General features: G+C 62.7%; 11 protein-coding genes. 9 read left to right on the top strand and 2 right to left on the bottom strand.

The window, feature by feature from the left end; all coding sequences use genetic code 11:
- The first annotated feature begins 52 nt into the window (after positions 1-52).
- The 7 genes from SJY18_RS05710 (at position 53) to SJY18_RS05680 (ending at position 8214) form a co-directional block, all read left to right on the top strand.
- Positions 53-850, top strand: a complete 798-nt coding sequence (locus SJY18_RS05710; protein WP_396668673.1) for a biotin--[acetyl-CoA-carboxylase] ligase — start codon at positions 53-55, stop codon at positions 848-850.
- Between the two features lie 138 nt (positions 851-988).
- Positions 989-1582 (top strand): PH domain-containing protein, encoded by a 594-nt coding sequence (locus SJY18_RS05705; protein WP_396668672.1) that lies wholly within the window; start codon positions 989-991, stop codon positions 1580-1582.
- 48 nt (positions 1583-1630) lie between these two features.
- Positions 1631-2767, top strand: coding sequence for a 5-(carboxyamino)imidazole ribonucleotide synthase (locus tag SJY18_RS05700; protein ID WP_396668671.1), 1137 nt, complete (start codon positions 1631-1633; stop codon positions 2765-2767).
- A 111-nt stretch (positions 2768-2878) separates the two neighbouring features.
- Positions 2879-3346, top strand: a complete 468-nt coding sequence (gene purE / locus SJY18_RS05695; RefSeq protein WP_337338688.1) for a 5-(carboxyamino)imidazole ribonucleotide mutase — start codon at positions 2879-2881, stop codon at positions 3344-3346.
- The gene (locus tag SJY18_RS05690; protein ID WP_396668670.1) at positions 3343-4782 is read left to right on the top strand and encodes an LCP family protein; all 1440 of its coding nucleotides are present in this window, start codon (positions 3343-3345) and stop codon (positions 4780-4782) included. The genes purE and SJY18_RS05690 overlap by 4 nt, the downstream gene beginning before the upstream one ends.
- A gap of 4 nt (positions 4783-4786) precedes the next feature.
- Positions 4787-5911: a glycosyltransferase gene (locus tag SJY18_RS05685; protein ID WP_396668669.1), complete on the top strand. Its 1125-nt coding sequence runs from the start codon at positions 4787-4789 to the stop codon at positions 5909-5911.
- Between the two features lie 50 nt (positions 5912-5961).
- Positions 5962-8214: a cell wall-binding repeat-containing protein gene (locus tag SJY18_RS05680; RefSeq protein WP_396668668.1), complete on the top strand. Its 2253-nt coding sequence runs from the start codon at positions 5962-5964 to the stop codon at positions 8212-8214.
- A gap of 83 nt (positions 8215-8297) precedes the next feature.
- Here SJY18_RS05680 and SJY18_RS05675 read toward each other — a convergent pair whose 3' ends face one another.
- A complete protein-coding gene (locus tag SJY18_RS05675) occupies positions 8298-9734 on the bottom strand; it encodes a sugar nucleotide-binding protein (protein WP_396668667.1) in 1437 nt (478 codons plus the stop codon).
- Positions 9731-10729 (bottom strand): dTDP-glucose 4,6-dehydratase, encoded by a 999-nt coding sequence (rfbB, locus tag SJY18_RS05670; protein WP_396668886.1) that lies wholly within the window; start codon positions 10727-10729, stop codon positions 9731-9733. The genes SJY18_RS05675 and rfbB overlap by 4 nt, the downstream gene beginning before the upstream one ends.
- 415 nt (positions 10730-11144) lie before the next feature.
- Between rfbB and SJY18_RS05665 the strand changes: the two genes are divergently transcribed.
- Complete coding sequence (locus SJY18_RS05665; protein WP_337339068.1) at positions 11145-11738, top strand: hypothetical protein; 594 nt, start codon at positions 11145-11147, stop codon at positions 11736-11738.
- Positions 11739-11762: 24 nt separating this feature from the next.
- Positions 11763-12635 carry a glucose-1-phosphate thymidylyltransferase RfbA gene (gene rfbA / locus SJY18_RS05660; RefSeq protein WP_337339069.1) on the top strand — a complete coding sequence of 291 codons (873 nt, stop codon included), beginning with the start codon at positions 11763-11765 and terminating at the stop codon, positions 12633-12635.
- Positions 12636-12709: the final 74 nt, after the last annotated feature.

Below are 12709 nucleotides of genomic sequence, written 5' to 3'. Positions count from 1 at the left end.
GGGCTGGTGCATCCGGCTGTGGATGGCCTAACCCGCGAGTAGCGTGGGGGCTATGTCAGATGGCGTTTCGTCGTATCCGCGCACTGCCGCGATCAGCCCACGTGTCGAGGTGCTGCCCTTCAGCGCGTCGACCAATGCGGAGTTGGTTTCAGGGGTGATCGCGGCGCCCGGCGAGTGGCCGCACCTCGGCGTGCTGCTGACGACAGATCAGCGCGCCGGTCGCGGCCGGCGGGGTCGGCAATGGTCCGCTCCCGCGGGAACAGCATTGGCGATCTCTACTCTCGTGCGCGTGGCAGACATTCCCGCAGCGGCACGGGGGTGGGTGCCGTTGCTTGCTGGCGCCGCGATGGCGAGGGCCGTCGCAGCTCAGCTGCGGGGCAGCACTCATACCGCCGGACTCAAATGGCCGAACGACGTTCTGGTCGATGGAGCGAAGATCAGTGGCGTTCTGGCTGAAGTCGTTCTCGGCGACCCTGATTCGATCGTGGTGGGGGTCGGAGTGAACACGCTCATGGCGCGTGATGAGCTGCCCGTACCGAGCGCGACCTCTTTCGCCGTGCTTGGAGTCGACTGCGACGACGACGCGCTGGTCGCGGACTACCTGGCTGCTTTGAATGAAACTCTAGGCGCACTGGCAGCGGCTGCGGGCGATGCGGGTGCAGCCGGCATCGTGGGGCAGGTCGAGGCGCTGTGCACGACGCTCTCGCGTCAGGTCGCGGTGTCGCTGCCAGATGAATCGGTGTTGCGCGGACGAGCGCAACGGATCGCGTCAGACGGGTGTCTCGTCGTGGTGACGAGCGACGGCGCTGAGACGGCGGTGGCAGCGGGCGACGTCGTGCATGTGCGCTGACGACGTGGTGCACGAGCGCTGACGAAGTGGTGCACGAGCGCCGACGAAGTGGTGCACGAGCGCCGACGACCGGTTTCTGCTCGGTCGCGTTCGGGCGTGGCATCGGGCGGTGTCGCCGGGGGCCGCCACAATGGGAGCATGACGCAACCGGTGAGCTACGGCGGACGGCCCTACCTTCCTGCCCCTGGCGCGCCTGCGACCGCTGAGATGCGCATTGCGAAAATGCGCTCACATGCCCGGCGGCTCTTCTGGTCTGCCCTCGTGCTCATCGCGGTAGCGGGGGCCTGCGGCTACTTCTATTCGAATCTTCCAGCCGGTCTAGAAGACTGGATGCTGTTCACTGCTGCGGGCACGGTAGTGTTCTTCTTCGTTCTGGTGCCATTTCTTCACTGGCGATCGCGGCTGTACACCGTCACCACGCAACGCGTTCTTGAGCGCTCCGGGATGCTGCGCCGTCGCCGCCGCGAGTTGTCTCACGTGCGCGGCTACACGATCCAAATGAAGCGGGGACTCATTCAGCGGATGTGGGGGACCGGCACCCTGACGCTGTCAAATGGCGCCGATGCGCCGATGCGGCTGGTCAACGTGCCCAACGTGCTCCTCGTGCACGAGACACTGGTTGATCAGGTGGAAGTCAGCCAGATTCTCGCTCACCGCGATGCACAGTCAGGCCCCAGCGAGCCGCAGATTCCGCCTGTTCCCCCGCTCCCGCCGCTTCCGCCGCAGGGCTGACGCGCCTGCCCGGCGATGTCGTCGGCACGTGTGAGAGAAGATGGAGTCATGTCATTGAAAGTCGGAGTCGTCGGTGGCGGCCAACTCGCCCGAATGATGATCGCGCCTGCCGTTGAACTCGGTATCGAGATCGAGGTGCTCGCCGAGCAGGAGAGCATGTCGGCCTCGCTCGCAGCAACCCAGGTCGGCGACTATCACGATGCCGAAGTCGTGCTGAGCTTTGCACGCGACGTTGACGTCATCACCTTCGATCACGAGCACGTTCCCCAAGACGTGCTCAGCGCGCTTGTCGACGCCGGTGTGGCGGTTCACCCGGGGCCGGCCGCTCTCGGTATCGCCCAAGACAAGCTCGTCATGCGCGCACGACTGGCCGAGCTCGGCATGCCGCAACCTGATTGGGCTGCGGTTTCGGGCACCGCCGAATTGCAGGAGTTTCTCGACGCGCACGGTGGTCGAGCCGTGGTCAAGACGCCGCGTGGTGGCTATGACGGCAAGGGTGTGCGTGTCATCAGCGCGGCGACCGAAGCCGAGGACTGGTTCGCTGCACTCGCCGAAGACGCCCGTGGTGGTGCTTTGCTGGTCGAGGAACTCGTCGATTTCTCGCGCGAACTCGCGCAGCAGGTGGCCCGGCGCCCTTCCGGAGAGATTGCGGTGTATCCCGTGGCCGAAACCGTGCAGCGAGAGGGCGTGTGCGCCGAAGTCATCGCACCGGCGCCGCACGCCAGCGACCGGCTGTCATCGGTGGCGGGTGAGATCGGTCGCGCGATCGCTGAGGGGCTTGGTGTGACGGGGATGCTCGCGGTCGAGCTCTTCGAAACCACGGACGAACGGCTGCTCATCAACGAACTCGCGATGCGACCGCACAATAGCGGGCACTGGTCACAAGACGGCGCCGTGACCGGACAGTTCGAGCAGCACCTGCGGGCGGTGCTTGATCTGCCGCTCGGTGACACCTCGGCCCGTGCCGGCTGGTCAATGATGGTGAACATCCTTGGCGGCCCGCAACGTGACTCACTCGAGAGCAGGTTCGCTGCGGTGATGACTGAACACCCCGCGGCAAAGATCCACACCTACGGCAAAGAGCCGCGGCCCGGTCGCAAGGTCGGTCATGTGACAGTGAGCGGCGACGACCTTGACGACGTCGCGTATCAGGCGCGAGCCGCAGCATCCCACTTCGAAGACTGACTTGTCACGCAGGCAAGCGCGCCGTTGCGGGGTTCTTACAGTCTTGCGACCTACCCTGGACGGGTGACTGTGCCACTGCATGCTTCCGACGCCCCGCTGGTGGGCGTAGTGATGGGTTCTGACTCTGACTGGCGCGTCATGAGCGACGCCAGTCAAGCACTGACAGATTTCGGAATTCCTCACGAAGTCGAGGTGGTTTCGGCTCACCGCACTCCCGACAAGCTGCTCAGCTATGGTCGTGAGGCTCGTGGCCGCGGCCTCAAAGCGATCATCGCGGGCGCAGGCGGCGCCGCTCATCTGCCGGGCATGCTCGCGTCGCTGACGTCGCTGCCCGTGATCGGAGTGCCCGTGCAGCTGTCGACGCTCGACGGGCTCGACTCGCTGCTGAGCATCGTGCAGATGCCAGCGGGTATTCCTGTTGCGACGGTCTCGATCAACGGTGCGAAGAACGCTGGATTGTTGGCGGCGCGCATTCTCGGCGCCTCCGACGAATCGGTTGGCGACGCTGTGGAGGCCTACGCTCGCTCGCTCGAGGGGCAGGTCGAAGAGAAGAACCGGCGGCTCAAGGAGTCGTTGTGAGTGTCGCAAGCCCACCCCGTGAGAGCGTGGGAAGCTCATCGCGTCAGGGGCTGATCCAAGAGCAGCCGATGCGGTATCCCGACTCGTCGGTGCCCGCGGTCATGTCGCGTCGCGGCTGGTGGCTGGTTCTGCTCAACTTCTTGATCCCCGGCTCGGCGCAAGCTCTCGCGGGCAACCGTCGCCTCGGTCGCATCGGCCTCGGCGCAACGCTCGGCATGTGGGTTGCGCTCGTGCTGGTCGCGCTGGTCGCACTGCTGTGGCAGCAGGTGTTTTTGACGCTGGCAACGAACTGGTTCGTGCTGCTGCTCGCGCAGGCTGTCTGCGTTGCCTACGCAATTCTGTGGCTCGTGCTGACGATCGACACGCTGCGGCTCGTGCGCCTCGTGAAGGCAAAAGCCTTCGCGCGTGTCGGCATCGCCGCGCTGGCTGCAGCCCTTCTCGTGCTCTCCAGCGGAGGAGCGGTATATGCAGCCTCGGCAGCGGGCACGGCCCGCGAGACGCTGGGCGCGATCTTCGGCGCGAGTGCCGCCTCGGTGCCCCCATCAGACGGCTACTACAACATCCTGCTGCTCGGCGCTGACAGCGGTGAAGGTCGCGACTCGATGAGATTCGACAGCATTTCGGTGGTGTCGGTCAACGCCGAAACTGGGGCAACGACAATCACCGGCATCCCGCGAGATATGCCCGGCTTTCCGTTTTCGGCGGGCCCGATGCAAGATCTGTACCCCGACGGACACACCGGCTACGCCGATTCCAGCTGTGGCTGGGGCAGCGGCATCAACCAGTTGCAGACCGAGGTAGAGGTGTGCCGTGATGGTGACGCGCTTTATCCCGATGCGGCCGCCAGTGGCTCGGCGCCGGGAATCGAGGCGACGAAGGATGCTGCTGAGGGCATTCTCGGCATCGAGATTCCGTACTACGTGTTCATCGACATGCACGGCTTTGCAGCTCTTATCGATGCGCTCGGCGGCGTGACGATCACCGTCGATGAGCGGCTTCCCGAGGGGGGTGGCCCGGCCTATGAAGGTCAGCCCGCCGATGACTGGGCGATTGGCTGGATTGAGGTCGGTGAACAGCACATGGACGGCGAGACGGCGCAGTGGTACGCGCGCTCTCGCTACACGACGAGTGATTTCGACCGGATGGAACGTCAGCGCGAACTGCAGGCGGCGATGCTTGCTCAGTTCACCCCGCAGACCGTGCTGACTCGTTTCCAGGAGGTCGCTGAAGCTGGCGCCGACATCGTCGAGACCGACCTGCCTCAGTCACTTATTCCCACGCTGGCCGATCTTGCCCTCAAAGCGCAGGACCAGCCGATCAACACGATCGAGTTGACGCCCGAGGGCGGCGTTGACGAGTACGCCCCGGACTTCGATTTCATTCACGAATTGGTGAATTCGGCGTTGCACCCGCCGACACCGTCACCGGAGGGCTGATCAGATGGTCGCCACATTGCGGGTAATGCTCGACCAGGTCGTCGCGCCCACAGACCCCATTCTCGGGGAAGCATCGCGAGAGCTTGCGGCAGCGCTCGTGCGGCGTGCCCCTGAGGGCTGCGTCGTTGAAGCGATAGCTCCAGCGGGCGGAAGCGGAGACCTCGAAGACGTGTCGGGACTTGTTGGAGCGCAACGCACAGCACTTGCGCGACGCGAGCTCGCAGCGGCGCTGCAACTGGGTGTCGGCACGGGGATTGGGGGCGGCATGATCCACTCGCCGACCCTTTTCGCGCCGTTGGTGCGCCACAGTCGCACCCACGACAACGATCAAACGGTCGTCACACTGTGGGATCTGGGCCCGTGGGAGTCACCCGATGAGTACTCACGCAACACGGTTGCGTGGCACAAAGCGATGTTGAAACGGGCTGTAAAGCACGCTGACGCCGTCGTTGTGCCCACTCATGCGATTGCAGACCGGCTGGCAAGCATCGCGAAGCTCGGCAAACGCATTCGGGTGATTTCTGGCGCGGCGCCGCAGAACTACCGGGTGCCGTCCGACGAGATCGGACGGCGGCGTGTTCTGAGTCTGCCCGAAGGGTTTCTCTTGATGTCGGGTGGGCCCGGCGAATCCGCAGCTCTTGACATCGGCTTCGGTGGCATCGCTGCGTCTGGAATCGATCTTCCCGTCGTGGTTCTCGATGTGGCTGACGGCGCTGAACCGGCGATCGCGGATCTTGCCTCGGCTGCGGGGGTGCCTGAGCACCGACTGCATGTGCGCGGTTCGCTCGATGTGGCCGACCGGGCTGCCGTCTTTGGGGGAGCGCTGGCGTTCGTTGCGCCTTCCCGCAGAACGGCCTTTCCCTGGCGAGTGGTTGAAGCGCTCGCGCTCGGTGTGCCGCTGGTGGCCGTCGAGTCACCGGTGCTCAGCGAAGTCGTTGCCGACGGCGGCATCATCATCTCGGGTGCGGATGCACCGACGCTTCGCGATGGTCTGGGCGAGGCGCTGTCTACCGCCCTGGAATCAACCGATAGCGCTGACCGACTGGCCGTGATGGCGGCCGACCGGGGGCGTTCGTTCTCGTGGAACGAGGCGGCGGAGAGAGTCTGGCAGTTGCACGCGGAACTGTAGGTTCTTCATTCGGACTGGTGCACGGCTTTCACATCCGCCACAATGGCCACATGCCTACCCTGCTCGAGAGCACTCTCCCCGCGCGCGCGAAAGCTCTCGCCGCCCTCCTCACAAGTGTGCTGATCGCCGCGCTGCTCGTCGTCGCCCCGACGTCAGACGCCGAAGCGGCCGATCTGCCTGGATCGATTCTCGAGGGCGGGTACATCATCAGCGACGCTGCGTTCTTCGACGGCGATTCGATGAACGCTACGCAGATTCAAACTTTTCTGAACAGCAAGGTGAGCAATTGCGCATCGGGCTACACCTGTCTCAAGTCATACAAGGCCGACATCGCAGCCAAGTCGGCGGATAAATACTGCTCAGCGTTGAGCGCGCAGACGGGGGTGAGCGCGGCCACCATCATCAACAAGGTTGCGCTCGCTTGCGGTATCAGTCCCAAGGTATTGCTGGTGATGTTGCAAAAAGAGCAGGGCCTCGTGACGTCGACCGCTCCATCGTCAACAATGTATGGTGCCGCGATGGGGCAGTCCTGCCCCGACACCGCGGCCTGTGATCCGCGCCAAGCGGGCTTCTTCAACCAGATGTATGGCGCTGCCCGCCAGATGCAGGTGTACACACAGAATCCCTCCTGGTACAACTACAAGGCTGGCCAGATCAACACGATTCAGTGGCACCCCAACAGTTCGTGTGGCACTTCGAAGGTGTATATCCAGAATCAGGCCACCGCGAACCTCTACATTTACACGCCCTACCGAGCGAACGTCGCGGCGCTTTCAGCGGGTTGGGGCACTGGTGACACGTGCTCAACCTACGGAAACCGCAACTTCTACAACTACTACGTCGCGTGGTTTGATCCGGGCGCGTCATCGTCGACTGGCGCCCCTGCACAGACCCCAGCGTGCCAGCTGCCGCTCACCGCGGACATCTCCAGCCGAACTGGTACCGCGACCGTAAAGATCGACAACCTGAACGTGCGCTCGGCCCCCACGCTCGTTTGCACGACGGGCATCACACAGATCGATAAGGGAGCGACGGTCTCGATCACCGGACAGTATGGCGCCTGGACGCGAGCGACGCTCTCAGGAAAAACCGTATGGATCTCCTCGCAGTACCTCACGCTACCGTCGACGGACACCCCGACCGGCGGCACAGACGCTTGCGCGCAACCGTCGGAGTCGAGCGTCGTGCCAGCAAGCGGGTCAGTGTATGTCACCGTCAGCGCGTTGAACGTGCGCACAGCGCCCACCACCGCTTGCGACACCGGTCGCATACAGCTTGGCCAGGGTGACACCGCGACGCGCACCGGGGAATACGGCGTGTGGTGGCGGATCACGGTGTCGGGAAAGTCCTACTGGGCACACAGCGACTACCTGTCGACCTACGACCCGGTGACCTTCCCCTCGACTAGGATTTCTGGCGAGTCGCGGTACGACACTGCGGTGGCAGTGTCGAAGAAGGCGTATCCGTCCGGCACCGACACGCTCTTCATCGCCAGCGGTGTTGACTACCCAGACGCGCTCGGTGCTGGCGCTGCTGCGGGAGTCACCGATGCTGCTCTGCTGCTCACCGAGCCCGACCAGCTGCGTGATTCGGTTGGAAAAGAAGTTCAGCGCCTTTCCCCAGCGACGATTTACCTGATCGGAGGCGAGGACCGCATCTCTGGGGCACTCGCTCAGGCGATCGCGATCATCGCGCCGACTGCCAAGATTGAGCGGGTCGCTGGTGTCGATCGCTACGAAACCAGTCGCATGATTGCGGGGATGTTCTTCGAATCGGCAACGACCGCGTACGTTGCTACGGGGGCAAACTTCCCGGACTCTGTTGTTGCCGCAGGTCTCGGCGGCGCGTTCAACAGGCCTGTCGTTCTCGTAAACGGCGCGGCCTCATCTGCTGATCCGGTGACGGTCTTGGCTATGAAGGACTGGGGCATCACACGCGTCATTGTTGCGGGAGATGAGAAAGCCGTCAGCACAGGCATCCGCTCGGGAATAGCGAACGCAGGCATCGCGGTCGACAGCAAATACGGCGGAATTGATCGCTATGACACCGGCCGGATGTTGGTCGCAGAGGCGTACCCTCAGGGAGCTTCAGGTGCGTACCTGGCCAGTGGGGAACTGTTCCCTGACGCGCTCACGGGCGCCGTGCTCGCCGCACAGCAGGGATGGCCGTTGCTGACAACACCCAAGACGTGTATTCGATCGTCGACGAAAGACTGGCTCGTGAATGCCAACGTTAGCGGCCTCACCCTTTTGGGAGGGGAGCCAAGCCTGACAAGCGCGGTTGCCTCATCGACGCGCTGCTGAGCCCGTGCCAGCCGTCACGGTGGTCGTGGCGGCTCATTTGAGCGAGCTCCGTCAGGACTCAAGTGAGCGCGCTCGGTCTGGACTCAGGCGAGTGCGTCGTGGATGTATTGCTTGAGTTGATCCAGTTGGTCGGCGGGGGTGAAGCCGGTTGCGGTGAGTTTTTCGATCGCGAGTGTGCTGTTGGTCGGGCGGGGTGCGACTGCAGTGGTGGCGTTGGCGAAGTACTCGGCCGTGGTGGTTGCGGAGACTCTTTCGGGGTCATGTCCGGCAGCGGCGAAAGTCATGCGTGCGATGTCTGCCCAGGATGTGGGTTCGCCTGCTGCGGTGAGGTTGTATGTCCCGTAGGGGGCGTTGGTGTTGATGAGGTGTTGGATGCCGGTGGCGAGGTCGGTGGTGAAGGTGAGCCGGCCGGTTTGGTCGTTGACGACGGCGGGGTTGATGCCGCGTTCGGCGAGTCGGAGCATGGTGCGTACGAAGTTGTTGCCTTCGCCGATGACCCATGAGGTGCGCAGGATGTAGTGGCGGGGCACGGTGGTGACGATCGCGTCGCCACCGGCTTTCGTTTGTCCGTAGATGCCGAGGGGGCTGATCGGGTCAGTTTCGAGGTAGGCACCGGTTTTGGTGCCGTCGAAGACGTAGTCGCTGGACACGTGCACGAGGGTGATGTCGTGTGCGGTGGCGATGCGGGCAAGCGAAGCAACGGCGGTCACGTTGACGTTCCACGCGGCTGCGCGTCCTTCGGGGGTTTCGGCGGTATCAACGGCGGTGTATGCGGCGGCGTTGATGATGGTGCCGTAATCGCGCCAGTGTTTCGCGGTGGCCAGGTCAGGATCGGTGAGATCTAGTGTGTGGCGGGTGGCGTATTCGACGTTGCTGTCGCCGAGCACGTCACGCAGCGCACGGCCGAGTTGGCCGTCTGCGCCGAGAACGAGTGTTTTGCGTGGTGGCATCGGCACCACGGCGTCCAAGCGGGGGTGGGCGAGGTCTTTCGCGGAGATCTCTACTTCGCTGAGCGGGATGGGCCAATCGATCGCGGCGGTCTCGTCAGCAAGGTTCAAGAAGGTGTAGCTCGCCGCGGGGGACCAGTGATCGTTCACCAAGTACACGTAGGCGGTGTCTGCGGCGAGGGTTTGGTAGGCGTTGCCGACACCGCGGGGAACGAAGATCGCCCGGGACGGGTCGATCTCGGTCGTATACACGGCACCGAACGAGGGGCCCTCGCGCAGATCCACCCACGCGCCGAAGATCCGGCCGGTCGCGACCGACACCCATTTGTCCCATGGTTCGGCATGAATGCCGCGCGTGGTGCCGACGGCGTCGTTGAACGAAATGTTGTTTTGCACCGGGCCGAAATCAGGCAAACCGGCAGCGACCATCTTCTCGCGTTGCCAGTTCTCTTTGAACCACCCGCGCGCATCACCATGCACGGGCAGATCCCACACCACCAACCCCGGAATCGCCGTCGTGGTCGCCGCGAGCGGCTTGCTGAACACGATCGCGGACTCGTCGGTCACGGTCACTGCCCCTTCGATGCGTAGAACGCTTCGGTGGCATCTTTCGCGGGAGCCCACCAGGCCTCGTTATCGCGATACCACTGGATGGTCGCGGCGATCCCTGACTCAAAGTCGCTGTACTGCGGCATCCACCCCAACTCATCACGCAACCGTGCTGAATCGATCGCGTAACGCATGTCATGACCGGGACGGTCCGTGACGTGATCGTACGCGTCGGCAGGTTGACCCATCGTCGACAAGATCAGCTCAACAACATCCTTGTTGTTCTTCTCACCATCCGCACCGATCAGATACGTCTCACCCATCACACCGCGATCCAAAATCGTCAACACCGCACTGGAATGATCATCCGCGTGAATCCAATCACGCACGTTCTCACCCGCACCATACAGTTTCGGGCGAATCCCGCGGATCACGTTCGTGATCTGACGCGGAATGAACTTCTCCACATGCTGATACGGACCATAGTTGTTCGAACAGTTCGAAATCGTCGCCTTCACACCAAACGAACGCACCCACGCCCGCACCAACAAATCCGAACCCGCCTTCGTCGACGAATACGGTGACGACGGGTTATACGGCGTCGACTCGGTGAAACGCTCCGGATCGTCCAACTCCAAATCCCCATACACCTCATCGGTCGAGATGTGATGAAAACGCCGGTCATGCTTACGCGCAGCCTCAAGCAACGTGTAAGTGCCGATGATGTTCGTATCCAAAAACGGACGCGGGTTATCCAAAGAATTGTCATTATGCGACTCCGCAGCGTAATGCACCACCGCATCCACCTCAGCAAACAACCCGTCTACCAACCCGGCATCCGTGATATCGCCCTCCACGAACCGCACCCGGTCCTCAGGCAACCCAGCCAGAGACTGCACATTGCCCGCATACGTCAACTTATCCAGCACCGTGACATGGTCATCCGTGTGCTCAACCAAATGATGCACAAAGTTCGAACCAATGAACCCGGCACCGCCGGTAACGAGCAACTTACGCATGACACCAGCGTATCTGGCAAACGTGGCGTCCGCTGAGAGTGGTCCCTGCCACTTATATGGTTGATGGATGACGCATCTAGCTCCCGGCACGATGTTCGGGCGCGTCCGCCGGGGGTTACGCACCGCAGCGGAGACATTCGGCGGGTTGCCGCATTCCGCAGGCACGGTTGACAGTCCGCCGCCTGAAGTCGCTCGAGATATCGCGACTCTCTGGAGAAGCAACAGCGACCCTCGCGCGCGAGAGAAGGTGGTCGACGCGTCGTGTCCCGTGACCGTCACGATGACGACTCACGGAAGACGCACCCGAGATGTCTGGTTGGCCCTGGAGTCGATCGGGCGCGGGACCATGCGTCCGGGGCGATTGATCTTGTGGCTCGATTCGCCGCCCAAGAGGCAAAATTGGCGGCTACGTCGGTTGCAACATCGGGGCCTGGAAATTCGGTACTGCCCGCCAGGGTTCGGAGTTCACACCAAGTACTGGCCCTATCTGCTTGAATCAGCGCTCGACGTTCCGCTCGTGCTGAGTGATGACGACATCGTCTATCCCGCGACGTGGCTTGAAGGGTTGATGCGCGTGCATCTTCAGCACCCGGAGCACGTCGTCGCGTACCGGGCGCACGTCATCGGAATGAGTGACGATAGCTTTCTCCCGTACGCCACCTGGCGCTCGTGCGACGATGATGAGCCGAGCTTCGCACACTTCGCTACGTCGGTTTCAGGCCAGATTCTGCCCATTCCGCTTCAGCAAGCCCTCCTCGACCAGGGCGACGTCTTTCGCTCGCTCACTCCGTCAGCGGACGACGTTTGGCTGCATCGCACCGCCGTCATCAGCGGTTACCGCACCCGACAGGTGGCGGCTGGTCAGCAGCATTGGTGGTTTATTCCGGGCTCGCAAGTGTCGGGATTGAACGCTCTCAACGTCGGTTCGGGTGCCAACGACGTGCAGATTGCGGCAGCGCATACGACACTCTCGCGAGAGAGAATCGCTGCTGACCTGTTTGGTGGCTGACCCGCGGTAGGGGAAACTGGTTGTATGCGCGGAATCATTCTCGCGGGCGGGACTGGATCCCGGCTGCATCCCATCACCCTCGGCTCATCGAAGCAGCTGGTGCCCGTCTACGACAAGCCGATGATTTACTATCCGCTTGCCACGCTCATCTTGGCGGGAATTCGCGATGTTCTCGTCATCACGACGCCGCACGATGCAGATCAGTTTCAGCGATTGCTGGGCGATGGAAGCCAGTTCGGAATCAATATCACCTACAAGATGCAGCCCTCACCGGACGGACTTGCGCAAGCATTCATCCTCGGTGAAGAGCACATCGGCTCTGAGAGCGTCGCACTCGTGCTCGGTGACAATATCTTCTACGGTCCAGGGCTCGGAACGAGGCTAAGGCAGTACAACGAGCTCACCGGTGGGGTGGTCTTCGGCTACTGGGTAGACGATGCGACCGCGTACGGCGTCGTCGAGTTCGATCGCGGTGGCAAAGTCGTTTCGCTTGAGGAAAAGCCTGCGAAGCCAAAGAGTCACTACGCGGTCCCGGGCCTCTACTTCTATGACAATGACGTAGTGGAGATCTCGAAGCAGCTGAAGCCATCACCGCGCGGCGAGCTTGAGATCACCGATGTCAACAAGGCCTACCTTGATCGGGGCGATCTCAAGGTCGAGATTCTCCCGCGCGGAACAGCCTGGCTTGACACGGGCACGTTCGATTCGTTGAGCGAAGCGACCGAGTTCATCCGCACGGTGCAGAAGCGTCAAGGATTGTCGATCGGCTGCCCCGAAGAAGTCGCGTGGCGAATGGGCTTTTTGTCGGACGAGGAACTGCGCGCACGGGCGGAGCCACTGTTGAAGAGCGGCTACGGTCGATACCTGCTCACAGCACTTGAGCAGGGAAAACACTGACCACTGACTCTAAGATCAGTGACGACGCGCTACTTCGTGTCACGGTCGATGTGGACCATTGGTCGTCGGTTGTG

Origin of the sequence: Microbacterium sp. R86528 (assembly GCF_044596335.1) — a bacterium.
In the GTDB taxonomy this organism is placed as follows: domain Bacteria; phylum Actinomycetota; class Actinomycetes; order Actinomycetales; family Microbacteriaceae; genus Microbacterium; species Microbacterium marmarense.
This window is presented reverse-complemented; position numbering and strand designations above follow the sequence as displayed.

Coding starts and splice junctions, on each gene's coding strand:
- SJY18_RS05710 (WP_396668673.1), top strand. CDS start 53: ATGTCAGATGGCGTTTCGTCGTATCCGCGCACTGCCGCGATCAGCCCA.
- SJY18_RS05705 (WP_396668672.1), top strand. CDS start 989: ATGACGCAACCGGTGAGCTACGGCGGACGGCCCTACCTTCCTGCCCCT.
- SJY18_RS05700 (WP_396668671.1), top strand. CDS start 1,631: ATGTCATTGAAAGTCGGAGTCGTCGGTGGCGGCCAACTCGCCCGAATG.
- purE (WP_337338688.1), top strand. CDS start 2,879: ATGGGTTCTGACTCTGACTGGCGCGTCATGAGCGACGCCAGTCAAGCA.
- SJY18_RS05685 (WP_396668669.1), top strand. CDS start 4,787: ATGGTCGCCACATTGCGGGTAATGCTCGACCAGGTCGTCGCGCCCACA.
- SJY18_RS05680 (WP_396668668.1), top strand. CDS start 5,962: ATGCCTACCCTGCTCGAGAGCACTCTCCCCGCGCGCGCGAAAGCTCTC.
- rfbB (WP_396668886.1), bottom strand. CDS start 10,729: ATGCGTAAGTTGCTCGTTACCGGCGGTGCCGGGTTCATTGGTTCGAAC.
- rfbA (WP_337339069.1), top strand. CDS start 11,763: ATGCGCGGAATCATTCTCGCGGGCGGGACTGGATCCCGGCTGCATCCC.